Here is a 26,196-nt window from a genome sequence, read left to right on the forward strand (position 1 = left end):
ATTCGGGGGACGACGAGCCGGATGCGACCCATCTGCATCAGGTAGTCGGGTCCGGCGGCCTCCCGGTTCCCGTGTTCTCGGTCACAGCGCCGGTCTCGCGCGCCCGGCGCATGTGCCGGTTGCGCCGGGCCAGCGCGGCGAAGAACAGCACGGACCCCAGTAACACGGCCAGCACGAGCTGCGCAAAAGGGACCGCCCACAGTGTTTCCGCGCGCACCACACCCGGCTCGGTGAAGGTCACCGAGGTCCCGCCCACATCGGAGGGCAGGAATCCGGCCTGTGCGTCGAACCGCACGCCCGGCCATACCGCGGGCAGGTCGATGCTGCCGTGGTAGGCAGCGCCGGGCACCAGTACCACGGCGGGCAGATCGGCCGGGTCGGGCAGCACACGCCTGCTGTAGAGGCCGGTCAGTCCGGCGATTACGCGGCCGGCCACCGTCACCGTGCCGGTGTTGACGACGGTGAAGCCGACGGTCGCCGAGCCGGGGCCGAAGGGGTCAAGCGACGGCCGGTAGTGCCCGGTCACGGCGGTGATCTCGATCGCCGCCCGCAGCGGACCCGACACCCGCAGCGGCGCCGGGCGCCACCAGTCCACGGCCGACGGCGAATCCCCAGGCTGCACCCCGGCCGCGCCGAGTGCGAACGGGTAGTCGCCGGGTGTGGTCCCGGCGGGCACTGTCACCGTGAACGGCACCCGTAGCGAGGCCACCGCGCCCACGGTCACCTCCGGCACCATCGGCACGACCCTCACCCCCGCCGGCGGTTCCGGTGACCACGCGAGCGCGCCGTCCGCAGCGGTGACCAGCCCGCCGGTGCGCAGCCGCACGGTCACCGGCCTGCTGCACGCGTTGACGATCTCGATCCCGCCGAGTGCCTGGTCACCAGGTTGCAGTTCCCGGCGCCCGTCGTCGAGGGCCGGGTCCTGCAGTGCCCAGCACGGTACAGCGGTCTGCGCCGTGGCCGCGCCGCCGAGCGCCACTCCACCCAGCAGGCCGAGTACAGCCAGCGTCACGGCCAGCAGCGCGCGGCCGGCCGTCGAGGGGCGCATCGGGTTCATGACCGACAGCATGAACGCCACCCCCGTGCCCGCTCAACTCCTCCCGCAGAGCGCCGACTGCCCGCGCACACTCCCGGGAACCAACCACGCGCGCGGCCCGACCAATCAGGTATGCGGTGCGAAACAGCTCGGGAAGCGGTGTCAGCGCAGATCGACGGCGAACCGGTGCCGGTGCCCGCGGCGCGGCTGGCCGAGCATCTCGACGGCTGCCCGTCGTGCCGGTCCTGGCAGCTGCTGCTCCTCGGCGTGGCACCAACGGTCGACCGGCACCTAGCCGGCACGGCACCGCGACTGCCCGGATCCCTCGGCGAGGCGATCGACACCGATGCGGGACCGCCAAGCCGGGCATCGGCCGCGCTCACCGGTCCCGGCGCATGGACGAATCTGGTCCATATCGCGCTGGCCGCCGAAGTGGCGCTGCTGGCGGTGGCGATCGGATTCCCCTTCTGGGCAGCCTGCCTGGCAGCCCTCGTCGGCGTCACCGCACTGTTCTCGATCCGGCGGGTCACCGCTCGCCGAACCACATACCAGCCCGACGCCGATATCCCACCGATCGTCCTGCCGGCCCGGGCGGAGCCGGGGCGGCCCCGGCTGCGCGCGGTCACTGATCCAGGGCCCGGCCCCACACCATGACCTTGATCGGGACGCCGGGTGGGCTGGGTCGGCAGCGAGTCGAGCTGGTGGTCGACGGAATGACCTGCACCGCCTGCGCCGAACGGGTCCGGCGCGGCCTGGAGCGGCTCGAAGGAACCCGCGCGGCCGTGAACCTTCTCACAGGCGCTGTCGAGGTTCACGCGCCGATCAGCCACGACACCGCCACGCTGTGCCAGGCGGTCGAGGCCGCCGGATACCAGGCGGCGCCCCGCCTCGAGCCGACGCCGCCCACCACCGGTCACGTGCCGGGCACACTCGCCAGGCACGCGTGGGCAGCGGCGGCGGCGACCGCGGTGGTGGGTGTGCTCTCGATCACGCCACGCCCACTGCCGCTGCTGCCCGCCACCGGCTGGCTGTGGCTGCTGGTGGCCGTCACCGCGGCCACCGCACTCACCGGCGCCGCCCCGATCCACCTGGCCGCATGGCGCGCGGCCCGCCGCAGGCACACCACCATGGACACGCTGACCAGCCTCGGTGTCCTCGGCACCCTGTCCTACAGCGTGATCACCCTGCTCGCCGGATCGGCGCCCACCCGCGGCGGGGATTGGCCAGGTGACACCGGCCTGCTCTGTGCCACCACCGCCGTCACCACCATTGCGCTGGCCGGTCGGCACCTGCGGTACCGCGCCGAGTACCAGGCCGGGGCAGCGATGCGCACACTCGCCGGCGCCGCGACCCGGCCGGCCTCCGTCCTCGACGACACGGGCCGGGTCCATCCGGTCGCCATCGAGGACCTGTGTGAAGGCGACCGCCTGCTCATCCGGGCGGGTGAGCCGGTCGCCGTCGACGGTCTGGCTATCGACGGCACCGCGCTGCTGGATCTCAGTGCCCTCACCGGCGACCCCGGCCCGGTTCCCGTCGCCGTGGGGGCGGCGGTCGAGGCGGGCAGCGTCGTCATCGACGGCGCGCTCACGATCGAGGCCGCCGCGGTGACCGACCGGGCCCGGTTCGGTCAGCTGCTGCGGACCACCGGCGGCTCCCCTGCCTACCGTGGCGAGTTCCAGCGCCTCGCCGACCGGATCGCCGAGTACATCACCCCGGCGGTGCTCACCCTCGCCGGGGTGACGATGACGGTCCGCGTCGCCGCCGGCGGCTCGTGGCAAGCCGCAGCCGAATCGAGTCTGGCGGTACTCCTGGCGGCCTGTCCGTGTGCCCTGGGCCTGGCAACGCCCACCGCACTGCTGGTTGCGACCGGGCGGGCGGCCGGGCTCGGCATCTTCTTCAAGAGCCAGCGCGTGCTGGAACAGGCGGAAACCGCCGCCTCGGTCGGCGTCGTGGTGTTCGACAAGTCGGGCACGCTCACCGAACACGGCCCCACGGTCGCCGAGTTCACCATCGCGCCCGGAACCCGGCGCTCAGAGGTGCTCCGGCTCGCTACGGCGGTGGAGGCGGGTTCCCGGCACCCGGTTGCCGCCGCCTTCACCCTCGCCGCCCGCGCCGAGGGTCTAGGTGTCCCGGTGGCCTGCGGGGTGATCGAGGCACCCGGCCTCGGCGTGCTCGGCTGGGCCGACGGCCACCGGGTCGCGGTAGGCAGGCCCCGCTGGCTGCGCAGACACGGGTTCACGGTTCCCGACCAGGTCCGGCGCGAGCATGCCCGCCAGGAGCAGCGGGGCTGCACCGCGGTGCTCGTCGGACTCGGTGACCGCGCGGTGGCCTCCGTCGCCGTCGCCGAACAGGTCCGCGACAGCGCGGCACCGGCGGTCGCGGCGCTGCGCCGGCTCGGCCTGCGCCCGATGCTGCTCACCGGCGACAACCGCTATGCCGCGCAAGCGGTGGCCGACCGGGTCGGCATCGACGATGTCATCGCCGAAGTGCTGCCCGAGGACAAGGCCGAGGTGGTGCGCAGGCTCCAGGACGCGGGCAGGCGGGTTGTGGTGGTCGGTGACGGCGTCAACGACGGACCCGCCCTGGTCGCCGCCGACCTCGGCGTCACCCTCGACACAGGTACCGGTGTGGCCGTCGCCGCGGCCGATGTGATCGTGACCGGCCACGACCTCACCCGCGTACCGGCCGCGATCGGCCTCGCCGGCGCCACCGTCGCAACCATCCGCACCGCGCTGCGCTGGGCACTGGGCTACAACGTGCTGGTGGTCCCGCTCGCGGTGTTCGTCCTCGACCCGCTCACGGCGGCCGCCGCCATGGCGTGCTCATCGATCTTCCTGGTGTCGCACAGCCTGCGGTTGCGCCGTTACACCCAGCCCACCGACCGGTAGCCCTGCTGCCGAAGCCGGGGCACCGCGCCGCGCGGCTGTCATCAGATAGTCCTGATGTGGATCCCGACTCGCCGCCGCGCGACGACCGAATCGTCGCGGCGCGATCTAGAGTTCGCGACACGATCCGTGGTAGTCGACCCGTCCGAGGAGAACTCTGCGATGCTGCCCATCCCGTCCCGTTCCATCGCGCACCGGCTCACCGTCGGCGCCACCGTCCTGGTCATCGGTGCGCTGCCCGCGGCGACCGCTTCCGCCCACGTCACCGTTTCCGGCCACGAAGCCACCCGCGGCGGATCGGGGGTGCTGAACTTCCGGGTGCCGAACGAGTCGACGACCCAGAGCCCCACCGTCGCCCTGACCGTGCGCATTCCGAAGGTGACCGCCGTGGACACCGAGACCGTGACGGGATGGCGCGCCACCGTCGGCAAGCAACCCGACGGTGCCACCGAGATCACCTGGACCGCCGATGCCGGTACCGGCATCGGCCCGGACCAGTTCGGTGAGTTCTCCGTGCTGGCCAACGGCCTGCCCGATACCGACCGCCTCGTCATCCCCGCGATCCAGACCTATGCCGACGGCACTGTCGTCCGGTGGGATCAGACGCCGGGCGCCGACGGCACCACCCCGGAGTACCCGGCGCCGACGGTGACGCTGCGCGCCGGACCCGCCGGTACCGCGCTCGACCACGGCGACATCCCGGACCTGGCGACCCAGCAACCGTCCACCGATGACACCGCAGCCCGCTGGCTGGGCGGCATCGGCATTGCCCTCGGTGCGCTCGGTCTGCTGACCGCACTGGGCGTAGCCGTGCGCTCCCGCACCAGCTGAGCACCGATTCCTGGTGCGATTCAGGCCAGTCCACCCGGCTGGCCTGATCAGGGCACTATTCGCCCGCCGCACCGTAGACGACCGCGCGAATGCGATGATGGACCCGCTATGACCGACATTCCGCACACCACCCCGCCCGCCCGGGTGTCGCGGGCGTTGGTTTTCGCGGTGCTGTGCGTGTTGTTGTCCGCGGTGGGGCACGCGCGCACGTCCGGTCATCCGCTCTCGCCGTCGACGCTGATCCTCGCGGTGGCATTCGCCACCGCGTTCGCCTGGGCAGCTGCCGGCCGCCAGCGCGGTCTCGTGCCGATCGTGACCGGTCTCGCCGCCGGTCAAGGCCTCCTACACCTGTGGTTCGCGATCGACCCGGCCGTCGCCCACTCCTCCCACAACGCGCCGAACGTGGGGGACGATCCAGCTGCCATGGTGGCGGCGCACTGCTTGGCCGCGGTGCTGTGTGGCCTGTGGCTCTGGTGGGGCGAACACACCACGTTCGCACTGGTGCGCACGGTGTACGCACGCGTGCTGCTACCGCTGCTGCTGTTGCTGCTGCCCGATCCGGACACCGGATCCAGCCGCATGCCGGCCCGTACCCGAACCACCGCCACCCGGCGGCTGGACCCGCTACGGCACTGCCCGCCCCGCCGCGGGCCGCCCTCGCTCATTCGCTGGTCTCCCGAGACCGTCGCGGCATCGTGATCCACCGGCACACTGGTCTGTTCGGCAGATAGTGGTTCGCCGGGTCCTGATGGTGCCCGGCGGAAGCCGTCGCGCACCGACTCGGTCCGCGACGATTCACCGTTCCACCGGCATGGTGCCGTTGTGGGAGCGGTCCAGCCGTCTATGTGCGCCGCCGGCGCACATACCCGAACAGAGATCCCGATATGAGCCTGTACGACTCCGTGCCGCACCGTCGCGGCACACCATCCCGTCCGCTGATCCCCGAGGGTGCGCCATGCTGAGCACCGACGAACAGTTGACCGCCCTGGCACTGGCCGCGGGCGCGGGCGATCGCCCGGCCCTGACCGAGTTCATCCGCCGCACCCAGGCCGATGTCTGGCGATTCGTCGCCCACCTGACCGATGTCCAGTCCGCCGACGATCTGACCCAGGAAACCTACCTGCGGGCCATCGGCAGCCTGCCGCGTTTCGCGGGCCGTTCCAGCGCCCGCACCTGGCTGCTGTCCATCGCCCGCCGCGCGGTGATCGACCGGTTGCGCAGTGCCTCGGCCCGCCCGAAGACAGCTCACTCCGCCGACTGGGAGGCCGCGCTCGATCAGCAGCGCGACCGCCGCACCACCGAGGTGGGAGAGGAGATGGTCGTCGCCGACCTGTTGCGATACCTGCCCGAAGAACGCCGCGAGGCGTTCGTCCTGACCCAGATCCTCGGCCTGTCCTACGCCGAGGCGGCCGAGGCCGCCGACTGCCCGGTGGGCACGATCCGCTCGCGGGTAGCGCGAGCGCGGGAGTCACTGCTAGAGCTGTGGCGTGAAATCGAGGCCGAGTCCCCGGTGGTCCGCGTGCTCCCGGTCGCCGCCCGGCCCGCTGCGTCACCGGTCGCACGCGCCATGTGACCGCGCGCTGACCGCTGCGCCGTGCCCGGCCACCGTTTCCGGCCGGGCACGGCGACGCGGCGCGCGGCCGTGGAAGAGCAGCGACAGAACCGGAACCCGCACCACGAGCGAATGGATCGATAGCGCACCGGCGAGCGCGGCGCCGACGAGCACGACGTACTCCACCGGCGCCGGCCAACCAACCGGCAACAGCAGCGAAGCGAACCCGAGCAGCAGCACATTGTGGAAGACATAGACCGTCATCGCCGCGCCGGCCAGATGCGCGGTAATCCGGCGCGGTCGCGCCGCGTACCGGCGCACCAGGGTGAGCAGTACCGCCGTCATCCCAGCACCGACCACCGGAACCGCCGCGTGGTACGCGCTAAGGGCGGCCGCACCACCCATCGTCTCCACCGCCGCCGTCACGCCCGCGGCGACACACCAGCAGAGCCCGGCGAGCGGCGAGCATCGCACCGCCCGGGCGGCCAGGTCCGGGCGGACGGCCGTCGCGGCACCGAGTACGAACGATGGCGCATAGATCAGCGCCTGCCGCACGTTGACCAACCCGAACAGCACATTATCGACCTCCGCGAACACGGTCACCGCCCACCCGGCCGACGCGAACAGTGCCGCGCCGGCCGCTGTAACCGTCACCTGCCACCCGCCGGCGGTTGCCCAGCCCGCCGCCCGGCTCAGCGCCGCACGCGCCCGTACCCGGCCGAACCACGCCACGGCCGCCGCCAGGACCAGCCCGTAGCCGAACAGCACCACCAGAAACCACAACTGGAAGACCCACAGCGACGGCTGCGCCAGCAGCCCCGCCCAACGGCGCATGGTGCCGTCGCCCGGCCCGGTGGTCCGCGCGATCAGCCACAACTGCGCCGGCCCCAGCAGCACCACGCCAACGGCGAACGGCACCAGCAGCTGCCTGGCCCGTTCGGCCGTCCACTGCCCCAACGGTTTCCGCTCGGCCGCGCGCACGGCGAAGTAGCCTGCGATGGCGAAGAAGGCCGGCATCCGGAAGGTGTGCACGAACCCGGCGAACGCCGCCACGAGCGGACCAGCCGAGCTGTCGGAGTACCAGGGCAGCCCACGGTAGACGAAGGCCGCGTGGAACGGGATACCGAGCAGCACCAGCACCGCCCGCGCCGCGTCGACCCAGGGCAGTCGCGTCCCCGGTGGCGCCGCACCGGTCACCCGGCCGCTCATGACGTCCCGGACCCGGTGACCGCACTGCTCATGCTTGATGTAGTCGGCGCGCGGCAATCGACAGTTCCCAGCCGGGTACCGAAATCTTCCCGCCGGGAACCGAATTCCATCGCCATCCGACTTGTGAAGAGTCGGAGAAGATCGCCGCTGTCACCGTAGGCGGAACACGGAAAGGCTCGCTGAACACGTGAACACAGGACGCAAGAACCCGCTGGCCGGAGCAGAACGGGCGGAACGACGGCGGCGGATACTCGTCCAGGTCGTGTTGTCCGGTGTACTCGTGGCACTGGTCGTCGCCATCGGGGTCAGCATCGCGATCAAGAAGGCGGACCGGGACCGTGACGCCACGTCCGTCATCGGCCCGGTCGTGACCCCCACCCTCACCGCCACGCCTGGCCCCGGCGGAACCACCGTGACTCTCGCCGGTAACGGAGCGGTCCGCGTCGGCCGACCGACCGCCCCCGCCGTCGTCCGCGTGGTCGCTGACCTACAGTGCCCCGCATGCAAGGCTTTCGACGCGACCTACGGCGGGGTTCTCGAAGCGGCAATCGCCAACGGCTCCGCGGCCGTTGAGTACGACATCATCGCATTCCTGGACCGTGCCTCACGCACGCAATACTCCAGCCGGGCCGCGAACGCCTCCTACTGCGCCGCCGAATCTGCGCCCACCACGTACCAGCAGTGGGTGAAGACCATGTTCGACCACCAACCCGACGAAGGTGGCGACGGGCTGCCCGACCGAACCCTGATCGAAATCGCCAAGGGCATCGGCGCTACCGACCCCGCCTTCGAACGCTGCGTACTCGACCACCGCTACACCGGATATGCCGCCGCGCGTACCGAAGAGGTCATGAACAGCGGAATCCAGTCAACTCCCTCGGTTTTCGTCAACGGCACCCTTGTCGCCCCCGCCCAACTCGCCACGGCGATCGAGGCCGCTACCACTCCAGGTGGCTGAACGACACAGTTCCCGACCGTCCGAAGATTTGACTGGTGCGCACTTCTGTTCACACGGTCCCGTTGGGTGGGCTCCCGCGCCGATCTGGGTGCGAAGCGGAATCAGAAAGGTAGTCGATGAGCGAGGGACTCCGGGTTGGGGTTCTGTTGTACCGGCTTCGAGGAATTGGACGCGTTCGGGCCATCCGAAGTACTTCGTCTCGCCGCACTGAGCTCAATGTCCGGTTGGTAACCAACGGCCCTGCTGGTGAACCGATTCGCGAACCGTGGTGGTACCTGATCACGCGCTCGACGAGCTGGGACCTCGTCGTGGTTCCTGGCGGCGGCTGGGCTCGACGTCCAGGCCTTTACATCCGGGTCCGCCTTGTCGACAGGAATAGCACGATCGCGAGTGCGGTGAACCGGGCTGCCGCGACGAGGTCCACGCTAAAGAATGCCGGACTCGAGGGGTCAACCACCAGACAGCGGCGGGCGCACTGTGCTTTCTCTGCAACCCGTCACGCCTCTTCACAACTCCTCTTATACGTGGCTCATGGTGCTTTCAGTGCCAGATTCGTGGGGCATGATGTTCGGCCGTGACCGACATGTTGTCGCTGCGGCTGGTCCTTTGTGGGCGTTGGTCGAGCCTCTGCTGCCCGAGTATGCACCCCGACGGCAGCAGGACAGGATTGATGGCGGCCAGCCTTGTCTTAGTCAAGAACCGCCGCTGTCCGATCGAGACTTCGAGGTAGCCGACGAAGCGGTAGGCCACCGCGTCGAACACTCCCAACTCCTCGAACAGCCGCGCGCGACCGTAGCGTCCACCCGACACTTCTCCGCTTACCACCCGCAGCAGGTTCGCGACTACTGCAGATTGCGCGAAACCACGGCCGCCCGGGTGGAGTAACGGGTCATGTCCAGACGTAGCCCGAAGAGGACTCCGAATCCGAGCCGCTACGTGTCGATAAAGCTCGCCGCCGAGCGAGCCGGCGTCAGCGCGGACACCATCCGGCGGATGATCGCTGAGGGCTCGCTGCCCGCCTACAGGTTCCGGGCCAAATACGACTCGCCGTCGAGGACATCGATGCGGCTATGCGACCGATCAACTAACCCGACAATTCGTGATGAGCATCACAGTCGGTGGGCCACGATGGCTTGAATCGAAACCCACTTGCATGGTCACTCGCGGCCGCATTTCGGGACGATATTCAACGTATATTCAACGAAAAAGCCCAGGCCGTTGCCAATATGGCTCTGACCTGGGCTTTAACCAGTGGTCCCAGCTGGTTTCGAACCAGCGACCTTCCGCGTGTGAGGCGGACGCTCTCCCGCTGAGCTATGGGACCGAACACTGTGTCGGGCGGTTTTTGAGCCGCTCGAACGAGATGGAACATTAGCACGGGGGGCCGGGATGACACCAAATCGCCTTGTGAAGCGGGGTTTCGGCGAGGCGGAGCTGCTGGGGTCGGGGTCCGCACGCGCGTACGCGCGTGCGATCGATGTCCGCGCCGGGCGCTCCGGTCGATAGCATCGATAGATGCGCATATCTACGTTTCACGATGGGTGGATTGCGGACCCGGTGGGCCGCGGATGGGTCCGGGTGGATGTGGACGACATGCGTGTAATTCGCATTTGGGCCCGTTTACCAGGCGATTTGTAGTCTGCGTTGAACGTCGGCTAATGTTCTCATCGCACCGCAGAGAGCAGCAAAGCCGCCAGGCCGAGCCGCTCCCCTAAGTGTGAAGTAAATGCGGATGTGGCGCAGTGGTAGCGCATCACCTTGCCAAGGTGAGGGTCGCGAGTTCGAATCTCGTCATCCGCTCGAGAGGTAGGTAAGGCACTAGCCCCATCCTCCTTTGTACGGTGGAGTGGCCGAGTGGTGAGGCAACGGCCTGCAAAGCCGTGCACACGGGTTCGATTCCCGTCTCCACCTCGCGCGATTAGCTCAGCGGGAGAGCGCTTCCCTGACACGGAAGAGGTCACTGGTTCAATCCCAGTATCGCGCACCACCGTATCGAGTCAGGCCCCCTTTCGAGGGGGCCTGACTTGTTTGCGTCACCGATCGAGTGCGCCGAGCCTGTAACCCAGATCACTCTCGGCGCGGTTGGGGAGTGAGCTCCCCTAGTATCGGCACACGGCATCGCCGGGCAGGTCCGGTGCGGGACCGGCGGCATGGAGGGGCAATCGAGTGAGGCAGATCCTGTTATCGGCGGGGATCGCTCTGGTCGTCACCATCACGCTCACACCAGGGTTGATCCGGGTGTTCGCGCGGCGGGGGTTCGGGCAGGAAATCCGGATCGACGGGCCTGCCAGCCATCACGCCAAGCGCGGCACGCCCACGATGGGCGGGTTGGCGATCGGGGCAGGGGTGTGGTCCGGGTATCTGGGATCGCATCTGATCGGATTGCTGTGGGGCGCGCCGGGACCGAGCGCGTCGGGGGTGCTGGTGCTGCTGCTGGCGTCGGCACTGGGTGTGGTGGGGTTCCTCGATGACTCGATCAAGCTGCGCAAGCACCGCAATCTCGGGTTGACCGCGGCGGGCAAGTACATCGGGCAGATCGGGGCCGCGGTGGTGTTCGCCGTGCTGGTGCTGCGCTTTCCCGGCGCCACCGGGCTGACGCCCGCCGGTCGCAACCTGTCCTATGTCCGCGATATCAGCACCATCACCTTCGCCTCGCTGTTCTTCGTCGTGTTCATCGTGTTGCTGGTGGTCGCGTGGTCGAACGCGGTGAACATCACCGACGGGCTCGACGGGCTGGCGGCGGGTTCGATGAGCCTCACGCTCGGCGCGTACGTGGTGATCACGCTGTGGCAGTACGACAACTCGTGCGAGATCAGCCCTGGACGCGCCTGCTACACGGTGCGCGACCCGCTCGACCTGGCAATGGTCAGTGCCGCGGGCGCTGCCGCGTGCATCGGATTCCTGTGGTGGAACGCGGCGCCTGCCAAGATCTTCATGGGCGATACCGGTTCGCTCGGCCTGGGTGGACTGCTGGCAGGGCTGTCGATCACCAGCCGCACCGAGCTGCTCGCCGTGGTGATCGGGGCGCTGTTCGTCGCCGAGATCATGTCGGTGGTGCTGCAGATCGTGGTGTTTCGCACCACCCACACCCGGCTGTTCCGGATGGCGCCGTTCCATCACCATTTCGAACTCAACAATTGGCCGGAGACCGCGGTGATCATCCGGTTCTGGGTACTGGCCGGGATCGCGTCGGCGACCGGGCTGTGCCTGTTCTACAGCGAGTACCTGACCTCGCTCTAGTTGTCGGGGCCTGCGGCTACGCTGACTCGATCGAGCGAGGGAGGTCGCTGCAGTGAGTGCCGAGATCGTCATGCCACCGGGTCACGACATCGCCGCCGACGTCTCGTTCGAGCTCGAGGAACTCGACGAGCTGGTCGCCGAACTCCTCACCGACCATGCCGAACGCGCGGCCCGCGACGCGCGGATCGTCGCGTTGCGACTCGGGGTCGGTGGGCAGCGCCCGGAAACCCTCACCCGTATCGGCGCACGTTACGACCTGGCCCGCGATCGGGTCCGCCAGCTCCACACCAAAGCGATCGGGCGGATCGTGCGTGACGCCGCCCGCTCGGGACACCGGTCGGCGCGGGTGTTCGCGCACCGCTATCCGGTCGAGGCGGGTGATCTGCGCCTGGTGCGCATGCTGCTGGCCGAGACGTACGCGACCGATACCGACCTGGTGGCCATGGAGTGGTCCTATCTCAAGCTCCGGCTGGCCGGACACGAACAGGGCGACGCCAAGCGGGTCGCGGGCTACGTGATGCAGCGAATCCTGGGCTGGCAGAAGAAGACCGCCAGCATGCTGGCCAAGCTGCATGTGCCAGCGGAGAGCGCCGACGATCTGCGAACGCTGCTGGGTGACGTCGAGTGGTCGACCGGTTCCGTCGCCCCGCTGCCCACCGAGTCGGCGCGTGTGGCCGACGGTGACGATGCCGACCGCGGACGGTTCTACTTGGCGAAGGCAGGCCGCGACGTGGCCTACGACTCCGCGATGGCGGCCCGATTACTCCGAACCCTCGACGCCGACCCGGCGGTGGCGGCGTTCCAGGAAGAGCCGACCGCGCTGACCTACACCTTCGGCGGTGAGGATCAGGTCCACTATCCGGCGGTCGCCGCGCGCCTCACCGACGGCCGCACGGTGCTCATCGATGTGGTCCCGCTCGGCCGCATCGCCTTCCACCACAACCGGCTCCAGAGCGAACTCGGCCGCGACTACGCACGCGAGCACGGCTGGGGCTGGCTCGCCTGGACCGGCAGCGCGCTCGGTACAGCGCAGCTGGCGGCTCGCCCGGTCGATACCGCGATCGAACAACGCCTGACCACCGACCTCGAGCAGGGCCCCTACGATCGGCAGTCGCTGGCGACGGCCAGCGCGGAAACCGGCCTCGATCTCCTCGACCTGGCCGGTCTCGTCCTGCGCAACGACTGGCAGTGGGACCGGTTGCCGATGCGGCTCAGCGCATCACCAGCGCGCCGACCATCACGGTGAGCACCAGCAGCATCGCGCAGCAGGTGAGCCACTGCCACTGATTCAGGGTGCGATCCATCCGCCCGATGCTCGCGCGCAGGCTCGCCGCGACGCGCTGCTGGGCGACGAGTTCGCTGCGCAGCCCGGCCATCGTGATGGCTTCGGCGTCGGCGTTCACCCCGGCCCGATCGATCCGGTTGTGCAGACGGCCGACCAGCCGCTGCTTGTCGCGCACGGCCTGGCGCGATACCGCCAGCTCCACCCGCTGATCACGCAACTCCGTGCGCTGGTGCTCGATCATCGCGGCCTGTGCCGCGGTGTGCCGTTCCCAGGTGCCCACGTCGGACCACCCTCCTGTCGTGAGATCCGCGTGCCCCCAGTGGATTTCGCCGGACACCCAGCCTTCGAGAAAATCGCGCAACTCCGTGCTGTCGCGAGCCGGGGCGGCGAAACCGGTCTCGCCCGCGGCGAGCATGCCCTGGTCGATGCGGTAGTCGGCGGCCGCGGGCGCGAAATCGGCGATGCCGACCGCGGGGACCAGCGGCACCCAGAAACCCTGCGGGCATACCCACAGCACATCGTCGATTCCGGCCGCCTGCAAGCGTCTCCGGTGTGCGCGGGCCGCGGTGATGTCGAGTGGGCCGCTGCGCACCTCGACCACGCAACGCCGGTCGCCGCGGCGCCAGTAGATATCGACGGGGATATCGTCGATCCGTGCGTCGACCTCGGCCTCGTCGGCGCCCGCCGCCGTGAGCCTGCCGCAGATCCAGTGTTCCAGACGCTGCGTATTCCATTGGGTCGCAGCACATTCGGGGCACCCACAGCCATACCCGGTACGTTCGGTGACGGCGCGGCGGCTGCCCTCGGAAATACCCAGTTCGTCGAGCAGCGCTTGTCGTCCACACGCCACCTGGGTCTCGCTCAGCCGCTTCGTCCTCACACCATCACTCCCTCACCAACGAACCTGCCGTAGGCTCACGCGCACGTCCTGGACATCAGGTTCCCGCAGCCATCGACAAGGCGCCAGCCCCCTTGACCCGCGCTCGGGAGCGTCACCGCCCGGTGATCGACGTCACAAATGCGACTCTGCTTGTATATCAAGCCATTTCATTGCGTCAACGTCGCACAAAGACGCCTAGATCTTGATCATTTCGATACACAGACCCGGCCTGTTGCATGTCCGTTTCATACTGATTGTGAATCGGTTCGGCGCGTCGCGTAAGCGGTCACCACAACACGTGCTGTTGCCCCGGTGGATATGATCGCTGCGGCCGAGGCGGGCACGCTCGGGCGACCACGGGAAGTAGGGTGTGCATGAACCACGCTGAGCACGACGAATCCATCGGGTCGATGCTGGCGAGTATCGCCACGGCGCTGCGCGAAGTCAGCGACAAGCTCGATATCGTCGCCGCGCGGGTCCAGTTCGACGTGCCAACCTTCCCGATCGACGAGGATCTGCCCGACCACACCCGGATCAGGCGCCTGGAATCCTGGGCGTTCCGTGCGTCACAGGACATTTCACGCCTGAGCTCCCGCCTCGATGCCCTCGACAACGACGGTGAGCCCGATTCCGGCCGTCCGGCACGGGGCTCACGCAGCCGTCGCGAGGTCCGCGAAGCTGCGGAGGCCGCCGAACGTGCCGCCGACGGACTCGATGACCACCTCTCCGCCGCCGATCCATCAGCGCCCCACCAGAACATCGACGGCTCCCGGCCACCACTCGAACGCCGCAACTCCCCCACCCGGCCGACCACCGATCACCTCGGCGATCCCACCGCATTGGCCGCGACGCCGATCGCTCGTTCCGCCTCGGGCGAGGCGGTGGCGCCCTTGGGCCGATCGATCTCGTTCGACAGTGATTCGGTCGTCGCGGCCGGCAGCGATGGCGCCGGGGACGAACTGCCGACGCCGAGCCGGCGGCCCGCGCCTACGCGACTCGGTGCGACAGCGTTGTCCGGCAGTACCGGCGCCGCATCCGGCGAGAGGGTCGCGACGGCCGGCGACGCGACGTCGACGAACGGGATCAACGGCACCGGGCATGGCGTGGCCGCAGACATCGCGGCCCGGCGAAACGGCACGCCGGTGCCTGCGGTGATCGGAACGGTATTGACGGCACCCGCTGGCGATCACACATCGGGAACGAGTGCGCCGATATCCACGAAGTCCACTGCGGCGACACTCGCCGAGGATCGCGCGCCGACCTCAGGTCTCGACGGCACGGACAACGGCACAACCTCGGCAGCTGCGAGCGCAACCTTGCCGGGCAGTGCGGAGGTGGGCGATGTCGTGCGTGCGGGTGGCGTGAACGGGTTCAGTTCCAGTGCGATGAAGCGGGTTCCGGAGACACCGGTCGAAGCACAGTCTGCGCGGACCTCGGCGGGCGCACGAGATCCGCTGACGGCGGAAACCAGCCCAGATGCCGTGATCGAGCGGGCCCGCCCGGCCAAGAAGCCGACGGACAGCGCGGGCACCGGAGGCGGCAGGCTCAGCGCTCCGTCGCCGGATGAGCTTGCCAGCAACGGGAATGGTGTCGCACGGTCCGCTGCGGCGAACCCCACCCACGCGGCGAACGACCACCTCGCCTCTGGATTCACAGCGGGTGACCGAACCGCTACGGCCCCGAACGGTAAGCCGGTCAACGGATTCGACGCGCACACCCCCGAATTCCCCCCTCGGTCCGACGCGTCGGCGGATGCTCGGACCACAGGAAACACCGCCAATGGCATCCACTGGTCGTTCACGGAAGATCCCGCGCCGACACCTACGGCCCCTGACCGAAACGGGCACGCCCGCAACGGCTTCACCACCGACTCCGCGCGCCGCTCCGATTCCCTCTTCGACGACTTCACCCCCCGCGACCGCCTGACCACCGGCGAGATCCCCGAGCCGCCGACCGCCCCGGGCGCGCCCGCACGACTCACCCCACCGACAGAACTCACCACTCAGCGCAACCACGTCCCGGTGGATCCGACGCGCATCGCCGACTCATCGCCTGTCAACGGCGCACCGGATATCAGCGACAGCCCGGCATACTCGAATCGGCCGTCGAGCATCGATCGACCGGCGAACACCAGCGGACTGCCCGACCACAACGGCCTGCCGAACCACACCCCACTCACGAACCACACAGCGCTCACCAATCACGATCGCCCGGACGACGACGGCTCCGATCCGCCGACCCTCGGCCTGCCGACCGGGCGCGGCATGTCGACAAGGATCCCGGATCCCCTCGAACGCCCTGTCGCCGACCCGATTCCGCCGAGCGCCACCGACTCGGCCGGAATCACCGTAACCGGCACCTACCGTGCCTTCGACATCGAACGCGCCCACGTCGACAAGCTCCAGGCCATGCTCGACGAGCTGAAACGCTCGGCCGGCCTCCCGCCCGGCCGCCGGGACGTGTTCGGCCCACCGACCCCCGAACTCGGCTAGACCGACCGCACTCCCGTGTCCGTCAGGCGGGCGTCGCCAGCGGGACGAGACCCGGGTCGACGTCCGGTTTCGGGGGTTCGTGCAGGACGGTGCCGATCAGGTCGCGCAGGGCGCGATGGCCGGCGTCGGCGGTGTTGCGAGGATGCCACGCCATAGCGACGACGGGGGCGGGTAGCGGCAGCGGGATCTCGAACATCGCCAGGCCGAGCGCGGTGCGTGCGGCTCGGGACAGCAGTTCCGGTGCGGGGCAGACCAATTCGGTCGACGCGAGGGTGAGCAGCGCGGTGGGCAGGTCGGCGACGGTGGCGACCACGCGGCGGGTGCGCCCGTGCAGGGCGAGCCGGTCGTCGATCGGGCCATGGGTGCGACCGGTGGGGGAAACTTCCAGATGGCGGGCCGAAGCGTAGGCGGCGACGGTGGGGCGGTCGGTGGCGAACGGGTGGTCAGGAGCGGCCACACCGATCCAGCGGTCGGTGAACAGGCGCTTGACCACCGTTTCCGGATCGGTCTTCCCGATCATGCCGACTTCGACGTCGACCCGGCCGTCGCGCAGCGCCACCGCACCATCGGCGGCGTCGGCCGCGAGCAGCCGCACCGTCACCCCTGGTAGCTGTGTGTGGACCGCGGCCAGCAGCGGACCGGACAGGCGCGCCCCCACCGAATCACCCACGCGGACAACGAAATCCCGATGCCTGCCGGGCCCGTGCCCGTCGCGGGCGGTGAGCAACGACCGTCCCTGATCGACCAGGCTTGCCACATCGTGGCGCAATTCGAGGGCCCGCGGCGTCGGCACCATCTGTCTGCCCGAGCGAACGAGCAGCGGATCGCCGAGCACCTCGCGCAGCCGGGTGAGGGTGCGGCTCATCGCCGAGGTCGAGGTGTGCAGTCGCCGAGCCGCCTCGGTCACGCTGTTGGTGTCGAGCAGCGCGTCGAGAGCGAGCAGCAGGTTCAGATCCAGCGCGTCCACGCGAGGATTATGACCAACGCACCGATCGCCGCCAAGCGTTGCCGACGGCGATCCGGCGTGTCGGCTACCGCTCGGCTACGGGCGCCGGTGTGGGCGACACGGGAGCGGCGACCGCGCGATTGCGCAGCACCCCGCGGTAGGACGACGGCCGCACGGGTCGCACCCACTGTGCCAGCCGCGACAGCTTTGGCAGCGGCGTGCCGAGATCGTCGAGCATCTCGTCGATATTGGCCAGCGAGAACGGAACCACCGAGGCACCGTGCGCGTGGTTGCCGTCGCTGCGTTCCCGCGACCACGCGAGGCGGGCGTCGATCTCGTTGTTCATCATCTCGGCCATCGGCGGCATGAACCTGCCCGTGAGCAGCCCGGCGATCCAGTGGGCGCCCACCTCGGCGCTGAGGGCGCTCACGTGAGAGCAGTTGTAGCCGGCGAAGCTGAGGTTGGGGACTTCCACGGGCAGGATGTGGCGGTAGAGCCGGAAGTCGCTCATCTCGTCGGTGAGGGCGCGCCGGACGAACGGGGTGAGGAACGGCACCTCCTGCCGGTATCCGGTGGCGCAGACAACGATCTCGGCCAGTTTCAGGCTGCCGTCGGCCAAGCGAACCGCGGGCCCGTGCCGCCCACCGATCAGTTCGGTGATCTCGGTGTCGCGGTGCACGCCGATCCGGCCCGCCTCGACCTGCTCGGCGAAACCTTCGGTGGCCAAGCTCGCGCTGCTGGTGCCGATCTCGGAGATCGGGCCCGTCGGCACCAGGTCGAGCTCACGCAGCCGCAGCTTGCGCGTCACCCGCTCTTGCAGCAGGTCCATGTTCGCCTGGCGCAGCGCGAGGCGGTCGAGCAGTCGTTCGGCACGGCGCGGGAAGCGGGAGGCGAAGTGCGCCTCACCCGCACGGGTCAGCAGCAGGCGCTCGTAGTCGGCGCCGAGGCCGAGTTTGCGCGGCATCTTCCACGTGAGTCTGCGCGCCACCACGGTGGTCTCGTCGGCGATATGGCTGACGGCCTCGGCTACATCACACGCGGACTTGCCGTAGCCGAGCACGACCACCGAGCGGTCGCGTGCCTGCTCGACATCGTGGAATTCCGAGACATGGCACAGCCGTCCGCCCGCGGCACGGAAAGCCGCGGCGCCCGGCAGGTCGGGCAGCACCGGGTCGCTGTAGACACCGTTGGCGACGATCAGGTGATCGCAGGTGGTGCGGTGCCCGCCCATCTGGTCGCGGATCTCGAGCAACCAGCCGCTGTCGACCGGGTCGGCCGCCACCACCTCGGTGCCAAGGCGCAGGTGCGGGCCGAGGCCGAACTCCTGCACGTATCCGGCCAGGTAGGCCTGCATCTGCTGACCGTCCGGCCAGCGGGGGAAATCTTCGGGCATCGGGTGATCGCTGAACGCGTACGTGGACTTGCTGTTCTGCGCGCGAAGTCCCGGATACCGGCGGGTGGCACTCCATACCCCGCCGACGTCGGGGGCCCGGTCGAAGACTTCGACCGGGAACCCCGCCTGACTCAATACCTTCGCGCAGGCCAAACCCGCCACTCCCGCACCGACGATCCCGATGCGGCTACCGCTCGTCATGCGACGGAGACTACTCGGACAGAGAGGTCTGGTGCCACCGCGCAAGTACAGGCCCTCGACGGACGGAGACTACTCGGACAGAGAGGTCTGGTGCCACCGCGCAAGTACAGGCCCTCGACGGACGGAGACTACTCGGACAGAGAGGTCTGGTGCCACCGCGCAAGTACAGGCCCTCGACGGACGGAGACTACTCGGACAGAGAGGTCTGGTGCCACCGCGCAAGTACAGGCCCTCGACGGACGGAGACTACTCGGACAGAGAGGTAAGGTGCCACCGCGCTGGACGGCCCACAGTCTGTGGGAGAGCGCCCGACCCAGCCGTTGTGCCGCCACGCTGTCGTAGTCCACAGTCCCGCCGCCCCCCTGGGTGACCCGTGCTGTACTGGAAGGATGACCAACAGTTCCGTTGTCGTCGACCGCGCCGGACTCTGGGACGCCGAGGCGCTCAGCGATGTCGCCGCCGCGACATTTCCGCTCGCGTGCCCGCCCGAGGCCACCGCGGGCGACATCGAGATCTTCCTCGAGCAGATGCTCTCGGGCGAACGCTTCGGCGAATATCTGTCCGACCCGGCCAAGACCGTGCTCAAGGCCGTCGAGGGTGACGAGATCGTCGGCTACGCCATGCTGATCACGGGCAGGCCGAGTGACCCGGAGGTCGCCGCGCAGGTGAGTGCGGGCGAGGTGGTCGAATTGAGCAAGATGTATGTGCTGCCGGGACACCACGGCAGCGGTGTCGCCGCGGCGCTGATGGAAGCCGTGGTCGGCACCGCGCGCGACTCGGGGGCAGGCACGGTGTGGCTCGGGGTCAACCAGGCCAACGAGCGCGCGCAGAAGTTCTATGCCAAGCACGGTTTTCGGCAGGTGGGGACCAAGACCTTCACGGTCGGCAGCCAGCTGCACTCCGATTTCGTCTTCGAACGCGCGCTCTAGGCCCTCCACTACGTTCTCGGCCCGCCCGACTCTGGACTGAGTGGAGGGTGCGACGAAGGAGTACCCGGAGGGAGGGAAGAGGCGGGGAACAGGGCCGAGAACTGCGGCACCAGCCGCTAGACGACACCGGCCTCGAAGCGCGACAGCGCGAGCAGACGCGAGATCGCGCGCAGGTACTTCTTGCGGTAACCGCCGTCGAGCATCTCCTTCGAGAAGATCTCGTCGAGTTTGACGCCCGAGACCGTCACCGGGATGCTCGCGTCGTAGAGGCGGTCGGCCAGTACGACCACGCGCAGCGCGACGGCCTGATCGGTCACGGTGTGCACGTCGGAGATGAACACCGACGCCACGCCCTGGATCAACGCACCGTACTTCGACGGATGCAGCGTGCTCAGATGCTTCAGCAGCACGTCGAATTCGTCGAGCGTGGAACCCGGGGTGAGCACGGCCCGCTCGACGAGCAGCTCGGTCGAGGTGGGTTCCGGGGCGGGCGGCAGGTCGCGGTGCCGGTAGTCGGGACCGTCGACCCGCACCGGATCGAAGATCGAGCCGAGCTTCTTGATCTCGCGCAGGAAATCCGATGCCGCGAAACGGCCTTCGCCCAGCTGGCCGGGCAGCGTGTTCGACGTGGCCACGATGGAGACGCCACGGGCCGACAGCTCGGTGAGCATCCGCGAGACCAGCATCGTGTCGCCCGGATCGTCGAGTTCGAATTCGTCGATACACAGCACGCTGTTGGCCGAGAGCCGCTCGACGGCGTTGTTGAAGCCGAGCGCGCCGACCAGGTTGGTGACCTCACCGAAGGTGCCGAACGACTTGGGCGCCGGGGAGCTGTGGAAGATCGAGGCGAGCAGGTGGGTCTTGCCCACACCGAAGCCGCCGTCGAGATACAGGCCCGCGCCGGACACGGCCTTCTTCTTGCCGAAGAGGCTCTTCTTCGAGGCGGCCTTGTGGATTCTCGCCACCTGACCTGCGAATTGCTCGGCCTTGGCGACCGCGGCCGCTTGGCTCGGTTCGTTGGGGTCAGGGATGTAGGAGGCGAAGCTGACCTCGTCGAACATGGGCGGGGGCACCATCTGCGCGACGAGTTGGTCGGCCGGGACCTCCGGATGGCGATCGACAAGGCGTTCTTGCATGGACAAATGGTACGGACGTGGTTGCATCGATCCCTATGCAGCGTATCCACAATGTGACCCAGCTCGCAGACCTCGACCCCGACGCACTGGCCAGGTGCTATGCGTATCCGCGGCAGCTGGACGGTCCTTGGGTGCGGGCGAACTTCGTGAGCAGCGTCGACGGCGCGTTCACCATCGACGGTGTTTCCGAGGGATTGGGCACCGAGGCGGACAAAGCAGTGTTCACCGTCCTACGCGAACTGGCCGATGTGGTCGTGATCGGCGCGGGCACGCTGCGCGCGGAGAACTACGGCGGCGCGCACCCCGACCCGCAACGGCGCATCGCGCACCACCGACACGGAATCGGTGGCCACCCCGATGGCACCCCGCCACCGATCGCGGTGGTCACCGCCACCGCCAAGCTCGATCCCGGTTCGAAATTCTTCACCGATGCCGAGGTGCCACCGCTGATCATCACCACAGCCCATGCGGCCCCGGAGCAGGTCAGCGCGCTGGAGGACGCGGGCGCGCAGGTTGTGGTCGCCGGTGAGGCTGCGATCATGCCCGCCGCGCTGATCCGGGTCTTCGCCGAGCGCGGCCTGCACCGTGTGCTGTGTGAAGGCGGACCACATCTGTTCGGGCAGCTGGCCGAGGCGGGTGTGGTCGACGAACTGTGCCTGACCACCGCCCCGATGCTGGTCGGGGGCACGGGCGGGCGGATCTCGCTGTCGGCGAGCTCATTCGACCTGCCGATGACCCGCAAGCAGCTGGTGCTCGCCGAGGACGGCACCGTTCTGGCCCGCTGGGCCCGTCGATGAAACCTGGCGCCGAACCTGGCAGTGTGTAGCGCATGCGTTGGACTCGGGCCGCGGCAACGGCCGCGACACTGTCGATCATGCTCGCGGGCTGTGGGGCCGGACCGTCGGATCGGCCCGTCGTCGCCGTCGAGCGCCCTGGGGCCGGTGGTGCCCAGACCGACGCGCCCGCGCCGCAGGACCTCGCCAAGGCGGAAGTACCCACAACCGACCTCGCCTGGCGTGATTGCACCGCGGCCACACTGAGCTCGCTCGACTTCGGCGCCGCCCCCGCGGGTCTGGTCCTCGACTGCGCCGAGTTCTCGACTCCGATCGACACCGCGGGCACCGTGCTCGGCACCTTCCGCGCGGGCGCCCTGCGTGCCCGTCTGCCGCAGACGCCCGCCGACGCGGCCCCGCTGGTGCTCACCTCCGGTTCGGACCGTTCCTCGGCCTCGACGCTGGCCGGGCTGGCGATCGGGCCCAACAGCGCGTTGCTGGCCGCGCAGCCGATCGTCGCGGTGGACCGGCGTGGCATCGGCGCCTCCCAGCCCATCGACTGCATTCCGGCGCAGCTGCGCGCGGTGATGACCGACCTCGGCCAGACCGGAGTGGGCAACACCGATCAGGTCGGTGCCGTCGCAGGCTTCAGCCAGGACGCCACCATCGCCTGCCGCGATTTCCTGCAGCCCTACGAAGGCACGTTCGACGCACCGCACGCCGCCGACGACATCGAACAGCTGCGCAAGCAGTGGCAGGTCGACAAGATCAACCTGCTCGGCGCAGGCAACGGCGCCAAGGTGGCCCTGAGCTACGCCCGCCGCTACGGCGACCACCTGGCCCGGCTCGTGCTCGACGCCCCCGAACCGGTCGGCGCCGACGCCACCACCATGGCCGAGGCACGCGTCACCGGCGCCGAAGCCGCCCTCACCGCGTTCGCGCAGCGCTGCAAGGCCGCCAACTGCGCACTCGGGGCCGATCCGCGTGCGGCCGTCGTCGCGCTGATGAACAAGGCGAACAGCGGTGGGCTCGGCGAGATCTCGGCCGCGGACCTGTCGACCGCGCTCACCGGTTTCCTGTCCAGTCCCCGCGGTGATCAGGCGAATCGGGTCACCGCCCTGGCCGACATCCTGGCCGCCGCCGACCGTGGCGATCGCGGACCGCTCTCGGCCATGGTCGTGCGCGAGGCCGCCGCGATCACCTCCGACGGCGAGTTCGTCAACCGGTGCACCGACAGCCAGCAGCCCCCGACCGCGGACAAGGCCCGTGAACTCGCGCAGACCTGGGCGAGCAAATATCCGGTATTCGGGCGCAATGCCGCCATCGGGCTGATGGTCTGCTCGGCCTGGCCGGTCTCCACCGCGGCGCCGCTGCCGACGAAACTCGACGTGCCGGTGCTGGTGTTCGCCGGTGCCGCCGATCCGGTCGTCGGCGGGGCCGCCGCCTCGGTGACCGGTGCGCTCGGCTCGGCGGGTGCCCGGCACGCCACAATGACCTGGCAGGGCTGGGGGCATCCGGTCGTCACCCACTCCGGGTGCGCGCAGAAGGCCGTCAACGACTACCTCGCGGAGGCGAAACTACCCGCCGACGGCGGTGCCTGCCCGGCCTGATCCGGTCGGGGCAACCACCCGGATCCGGCGCGTCATCCGGGTCCGGCGACACCATCGCAACCAGATCCGGTGTACCGTGCCCCAGTGTTGTTCCGACAGCTCGAGCCTCGTACCGCTCGCACCTCCGCCGAGGTGATCAAGTTCGCGCTCTGGCCCTTCGCGGTCATGATGGTGCTGAACCGCGTCTTCATCAAGGCCATCAACGGTTTCGTCACCGACGACTACCGGCCGGTGTACAACGCCTCGTTCGAGTTCCTGAACGGCAGGCCTTTGTACACCGCCGATTTCTCGTCGGTCGACCCGCACTATCTCTACTATCCGAGCGGAACGCTGCTGATCGCGCCGGTGGCGATCATCGACTACGAACTGTCGCGATGGCTGTTCATCGGGCTCAACGCGGTCGCGATCCTGCTCGCCTGGTACCTGCTGCTTCGCCTGTTCAAGTTCGGTCTCGGCTCGATCGCCGCGCCCGCGCTGCTGCTGGCGATGTTCACCTCCGAGACGGTGACCAACACGTTGGTCTTCACCAACGTCAACGGCTGTCTGCTGCTGGCCGAGTTGCTGTTCATCACGCTGCTGCTGGCGCGTCGGGACCTCTGGGCCGGTGTGGCGCTGGGTTTGAGTATCGCGGTGAAACCGACGCTTGCGCCGTTGCTGCTGGTCGCGGCCGTTCGCGGCCAGTGGAAGGTGTTCATCACCGCGCTCGGTGTGCCGCTGACGCTCACCGCTATCGCCTGGCCGTTGTCGAAGGACCCCGAGAAATTCTTCACCCATGTCGTGCCGTATCTGGCGAAGACACGCGACTACTTCAACAGTTCGGTGAGCGGCAACGGGCTCTACTACGGGCTGCCGCACGGGCTGATCCTGCTCGTTCAGGCCGTCATGGTCGGTGTGGTCGCGGTGTCGCTGTGGCTGCTGTGGCGCTACTACCGCCACGACGACCTGTTCTTCGTCACCACGTTCTCCGGTGTGCTGCTCACCGCGTCGTTCCTGCTGCCCTCGCTGGGCCAGATGTACTACTCGATGATGCTGTTCCCGTTCCTGATGACGGTGGTGCTGCGAAATTCTCTGCTGCGCAACTGGCCCGCCTGGCTGGCGATCTTCGGGTTCATGACCTACGACAAGTGGCTCTCGGATCGCTGGCAGGGCGTCGGCCGCAACCTCGAATACCTGCGGGTGACCTTCGGTTGGGGGCTGCTGCTCATCGTCGTGTTCTGCGTGCTCGGTGACCGCTACCTGGCCGCGCGTCGCGAGGGCAGACTGCAGTTCGGGATCGACCCGACGTGGATGACGAGCGCGCCCGATTCGCGCGACGGCACCGATGAACCGGTGCCCGTCGCGCCGGTCGCCGAAACCCCGCCGCACCACGAGGATCCGGTGGCGCCGGTCGAGGAACGCGAGCCCGCGCTCAAGTAGTTATCGGCCGGTGACGCACCGCTCACGGCGCGCACCGGCCGAACCTATTAGCGTGGAGCCATGAGTTCCGATACTTCGTTGCCCACGCCGCGTATCCAGCTGACGCCGCAGCAATGGCGGGCGAAACTGGATCCCGAGGAATACGCCGTCCTGCGCGAGGCCGCCACCGAGCGCCCGTTCATCGGCGAATACACCGACACCAAGACCGAGGGTGTCTACACCTGTCGCGCCTGCGACGCCGAATTGTTCCGCAGCACAGAGAAATTCGACTCGCACTGCGGTTGGCCGTCCTTCTTCGATCCCGCCGATTCCGGCGCGGTGATCCTGAAAGCCGACAAGACCTTGGGTATGCGCCGCGTCGAGGTGATCTGCGCGAACTGCCACAGCCACCTCGGACATGTCTTCGAGGGCGAGGGCTACCCCACCCCCACCGATCAGCGCTACTGCATCAACTCGATCGCGTTGCGCTTGCAGCCCACGGAGGGGTCTACCAGCTGAAACACTGGAGCTCAATCGCTCGGGAAGCCCACCGCCGCCATGGGTAGGTGGTCAGTTGCTGCGGGCGGGCGCGGTGCGCTTGGGGTAGACACCATGACCGACCTGCAAGTACGACAGCCGATCGGCCAGCCGGGTGCTGAGCCGTCGGACCGCGTTGTAGACGTGGGCGTCCTTGCCGATCACGACACGGCCCCGACCCTTCGCGGTCGTATCGACGATGCGGCGCGCCACCTGCTCGGGCTTGGCCGAGAATCCTTTGGCGAGCCACTCGGGGGCATCCATTTGCTGAGCGACCTTGCGCACCAGGTCGGTCCAGACCGAACCCGGAAGCACCGTGGTCACCGTGACATTCGAGCGGCCACGCAAATCCTGCGCCAGGCCGTAACCGAACACGGCGAGCGCGGCCTTGGACGCGCCGTACACCGCTGAGCCGGGCACCGGAACGATCGCCGACAGGCTCGAGGTGTTCATGATGACGCCCCGAGGGCGGTGCAGCAGGTGCGGGAGGAAGGCTCGCGACATCCACACCGCGCCGAAGAAGTTCACCTGCATCAGCGTCTCGATCCGAGCGTCGCTGAGGTCTGCGACGGTCTGGAGTTCCTGGGCGATTCCCGCGATGTTGAACAGGCCGTCGACTTGTCCGTGGGCGGCGATCACGCTGGCGGGGAACGCGGCCACGGCGGCACGGTCGCAAATATCGATCGGGTGGGCGGTGAAGCGCGCGCGGTCGGTGACCAGTGCGGCGGTGGCGGCCAGCGCCTGCTCATCACGATCAGCACCGACCACGACCGCGCCGCGGGCGATCAGCTCCAAGGCGACGCATCGTCCGATGCCGTTCCCCGCTCCGGTGACGACGAAGACGCTGCCCTCGATCCGCATGCACGATCTCCCAGTTATTCGCTGTATAGCGGACAGCGGTCCACTCA

The 26,196-nt window shown here is 68.8% G+C and carries 23 protein-coding genes and 4 tRNA genes; 18 read left to right on the forward strand and 9 right to left on the reverse strand.

Annotated features, from left to right (window positions below; all coding sequences use genetic code 11):
* Positions 1 to 37: 37 nt before the first annotated feature.
* Complete coding sequence (locus ACTWPB_RS25760) at positions 38 to 1,069, reverse strand: hypothetical protein (protein ID WP_446223101.1); 1,032 nt, start codon at positions 1,067 to 1,069, stop codon at positions 38 to 40.
* A gap of 99 nt (positions 1,070 to 1,168) precedes the next feature.
* Between ACTWPB_RS25760 and ACTWPB_RS25765 the strand changes: the two genes are divergently transcribed.
* The 5 genes from ACTWPB_RS25765 to ACTWPB_RS25785 all read left to right on the forward strand — a co-directional run bounded on the left by ACTWPB_RS25765 (position 1,169) and on the right by ACTWPB_RS25785 (position 6,325).
* On the forward strand, positions 1,169 to 1,690 hold the full coding sequence (locus ACTWPB_RS25765) for a zf-HC2 domain-containing protein (protein ID WP_446223102.1): 522 nt from the start codon (positions 1,169 to 1,171) through the stop codon (positions 1,688 to 1,690).
* Positions 1,687 to 3,924 carry a heavy metal translocating P-type ATPase gene (locus ACTWPB_RS25770; RefSeq protein WP_446223103.1) on the forward strand — a complete coding sequence of 746 codons (2,238 nt, stop codon included), beginning with the start codon at positions 1,687 to 1,689 and terminating at the stop codon, positions 3,922 to 3,924. The genes ACTWPB_RS25765 and ACTWPB_RS25770 overlap by 4 nt, the downstream gene beginning before the upstream one ends.
* Before the next feature lie 159 nt (positions 3,925 to 4,083).
* Positions 4,084 to 4,752 carry a YcnI family copper-binding membrane protein gene (locus ACTWPB_RS25775; protein ID WP_446223104.1) on the forward strand — a complete coding sequence of 223 codons (669 nt, stop codon included), beginning with the start codon at positions 4,084 to 4,086 and terminating at the stop codon, positions 4,750 to 4,752.
* A gap of 108 nt (positions 4,753 to 4,860) precedes the next feature.
* On the forward strand, positions 4,861 to 5,451 hold the full coding sequence (locus ACTWPB_RS25780) for a hypothetical protein (protein WP_446223105.1): 591 nt from the start codon (positions 4,861 to 4,863) through the stop codon (positions 5,449 to 5,451).
* 256 nt (positions 5,452 to 5,707) lie between these two features.
* Positions 5,708 to 6,325, forward strand: a complete 618-nt coding sequence (locus tag ACTWPB_RS25785) for a sigma-70 family RNA polymerase sigma factor (protein WP_446223106.1) — start codon at positions 5,708 to 5,710, stop codon at positions 6,323 to 6,325.
* Here ACTWPB_RS25785 and ACTWPB_RS25790 read toward each other — a convergent pair.
* Entirely contained in the window at positions 6,302 to 7,513 is a 1,212-nt protein-coding gene (locus ACTWPB_RS25790; protein ID WP_446223107.1) for an acyltransferase family protein, read from the reverse strand. The genes ACTWPB_RS25785 and ACTWPB_RS25790 overlap by 24 nt on opposite strands.
* Positions 7,514 to 7,700: 187 nt before the next feature.
* Here ACTWPB_RS25790 and ACTWPB_RS25795 point away from each other — a divergent pair, with 187 nt between their 5' ends.
* Positions 7,701 to 8,471: a DsbA family protein gene (locus ACTWPB_RS25795; protein WP_446223108.1), complete on the forward strand. Its 771-nt coding sequence runs from the start codon at positions 7,701 to 7,703 to the stop codon at positions 8,469 to 8,471.
* Positions 8,472 to 9,011: 540 nt separating this feature from the next.
* Here the strand turns inward: ACTWPB_RS25795 and ACTWPB_RS25800 are convergent.
* The gene (locus tag ACTWPB_RS25800; protein WP_446223109.1) at positions 9,012 to 9,233 is read right to left on the reverse strand and encodes a hypothetical protein; all 222 of its coding nucleotides are present in this window, start codon (positions 9,231 to 9,233) and stop codon (positions 9,012 to 9,014) included.
* 129 nt (positions 9,234 to 9,362) lie between these two features.
* Here ACTWPB_RS25800 and ACTWPB_RS25805 point away from each other — a divergent pair, with 129 nt between their 5' ends.
* Positions 9,363 to 9,608: an excisionase family DNA-binding protein gene (locus tag ACTWPB_RS25805; RefSeq protein ID WP_446223110.1), complete on the forward strand. Its 246-nt coding sequence runs from the start codon at positions 9,363 to 9,365 to the stop codon at positions 9,606 to 9,608.
* Positions 9,609 to 9,723: 115 nt separating this feature from the next.
* Here the strand turns inward: ACTWPB_RS25805 and ACTWPB_RS25810 are convergent.
* A tRNA-Val gene (locus ACTWPB_RS25810) sits at positions 9,724 to 9,795 on the reverse strand.
* A gap of 404 nt (positions 9,796 to 10,199) precedes the next feature.
* On the opposite strand from ACTWPB_RS25810, the gene ACTWPB_RS25815 reads away from it, so the two are divergent.
* The 5 genes from ACTWPB_RS25815 to ACTWPB_RS25835 all read left to right on the forward strand — a co-directional run bounded on the left by ACTWPB_RS25815 (position 10,200) and on the right by ACTWPB_RS25835 (position 12,957).
* Positions 10,200 to 10,271: transfer RNA gene (locus tag ACTWPB_RS25815), tRNA-Gly, on the forward strand.
* A 40-nt stretch (positions 10,272 to 10,311) separates the two neighbouring features.
* Positions 10,312 to 10,382: transfer RNA gene (locus tag ACTWPB_RS25820), tRNA-Cys, on the forward strand.
* Between the two features lies 1 nt (position 10,383).
* Positions 10,384 to 10,458 (forward strand) — tRNA-Val (locus ACTWPB_RS25825).
* A 179-nt stretch (positions 10,459 to 10,637) separates the two neighbouring features.
* Positions 10,638 to 11,711: a phospho-N-acetylmuramoyl-pentapeptide-transferase gene (gene mraY, locus ACTWPB_RS25830; RefSeq protein WP_446223111.1), complete on the forward strand. Its 1,074-nt coding sequence runs from the start codon at positions 10,638 to 10,640 to the stop codon at positions 11,709 to 11,711.
* Positions 11,712 to 11,763: 52 nt separating this feature from the next.
* Positions 11,764 to 12,957: a hypothetical protein gene (locus tag ACTWPB_RS25835; RefSeq protein ID WP_446223112.1), complete on the forward strand. Its 1,194-nt coding sequence runs from the start codon at positions 11,764 to 11,766 to the stop codon at positions 12,955 to 12,957.
* Here the strand turns inward: ACTWPB_RS25835 and ACTWPB_RS25840 are convergent.
* A complete protein-coding gene (locus tag ACTWPB_RS25840) occupies positions 12,923 to 13,876 on the reverse strand; it encodes a hypothetical protein (RefSeq protein WP_446223113.1) in 954 nt (317 codons plus the stop codon). The two genes, ACTWPB_RS25835 and ACTWPB_RS25840, sit on opposite strands and share 35 nt — an antisense overlap.
* A 374-nt stretch (positions 13,877 to 14,250) precedes the next feature.
* On the opposite strand from ACTWPB_RS25840, the gene ACTWPB_RS25845 reads away from it, so the two are divergent.
* Positions 14,251 to 16,368, forward strand: a complete 2,118-nt coding sequence (locus ACTWPB_RS25845) for a hypothetical protein (RefSeq protein ID WP_446223114.1) — start codon at positions 14,251 to 14,253, stop codon at positions 16,366 to 16,368.
* Between the two features lie 22 nt (positions 16,369 to 16,390).
* Here ACTWPB_RS25845 and ACTWPB_RS25850 read toward each other — a convergent pair whose 3' ends face one another.
* Both ACTWPB_RS25850 and ACTWPB_RS25855 read right to left on the reverse strand, forming a co-directional pair.
* Complete coding sequence (locus tag ACTWPB_RS25850; protein WP_446223115.1) at positions 16,391 to 17,335, reverse strand: LysR family transcriptional regulator; 945 nt, start codon at positions 17,333 to 17,335, stop codon at positions 16,391 to 16,393.
* A 64-nt stretch (positions 17,336 to 17,399) separates the two neighbouring features.
* On the reverse strand, positions 17,400 to 18,908 hold the full coding sequence (locus ACTWPB_RS25855; protein WP_446223116.1) for a flavin-containing monooxygenase: 1,509 nt from the start codon (positions 18,906 to 18,908) through the stop codon (positions 17,400 to 17,402).
* Positions 18,909 to 19,297: 389 nt separating this feature from the next.
* On the opposite strand from ACTWPB_RS25855, the gene ACTWPB_RS25860 reads away from it, so the two are divergent.
* Positions 19,298 to 19,837: an N-acetyltransferase family protein gene (locus ACTWPB_RS25860; protein WP_446223117.1), complete on the forward strand. Its 540-nt coding sequence runs from the start codon at positions 19,298 to 19,300 to the stop codon at positions 19,835 to 19,837.
* A 116-nt stretch (positions 19,838 to 19,953) separates the two neighbouring features.
* Here the strand turns inward: ACTWPB_RS25860 and zapE are convergent, their stop codons facing one another.
* A complete protein-coding gene (gene zapE, locus ACTWPB_RS25865) occupies positions 19,954 to 20,973 on the reverse strand; it encodes a cell division protein ZapE (protein ID WP_446223118.1) in 1,020 nt (339 codons plus the stop codon).
* Positions 20,974 to 21,008: 35 nt separating this feature from the next.
* Here zapE and ACTWPB_RS25870 point away from each other — a divergent pair, with 35 nt between their 5' ends.
* From ACTWPB_RS25870 to msrB, 4 genes are all read left to right on the forward strand, one after another.
* Entirely contained in the window at positions 21,009 to 21,770 is a 762-nt protein-coding gene (locus tag ACTWPB_RS25870; protein ID WP_446223119.1) for a pyrimidine reductase family protein, read from the forward strand.
* Between the two features lie 32 nt (positions 21,771 to 21,802).
* Entirely contained in the window at positions 21,803 to 23,356 is a 1,554-nt protein-coding gene (locus ACTWPB_RS25875; protein ID WP_446223120.1) for an alpha/beta hydrolase, read from the forward strand.
* An 84-nt stretch (positions 23,357 to 23,440) separates the two neighbouring features.
* A complete protein-coding gene (locus tag ACTWPB_RS25880; protein WP_446223121.1) occupies positions 23,441 to 24,772 on the forward strand; it encodes a glycosyltransferase family 87 protein in 1,332 nt (443 codons plus the stop codon).
* A gap of 60 nt (positions 24,773 to 24,832) precedes the next feature.
* Positions 24,833 to 25,270, forward strand: a complete 438-nt coding sequence (gene msrB, locus ACTWPB_RS25885; protein ID WP_446223122.1) for a peptide-methionine (R)-S-oxide reductase MsrB — start codon at positions 24,833 to 24,835, stop codon at positions 25,268 to 25,270.
* A 51-nt stretch (positions 25,271 to 25,321) separates the two neighbouring features.
* On the opposite strand, the gene ACTWPB_RS25890 is transcribed toward msrB, so the two are convergent.
* The gene (locus ACTWPB_RS25890) at positions 25,322 to 26,149 is read right to left on the reverse strand and encodes an SDR family NAD(P)-dependent oxidoreductase (protein ID WP_446223123.1); all 828 of its coding nucleotides are present in this window, start codon (positions 26,147 to 26,149) and stop codon (positions 25,322 to 25,324) included.
* Positions 26,150 to 26,196: the final 47 nt, after the last annotated feature.

It is taken from the genome of Nocardia sp. IBHARD005, assembly GCF_052814245.1.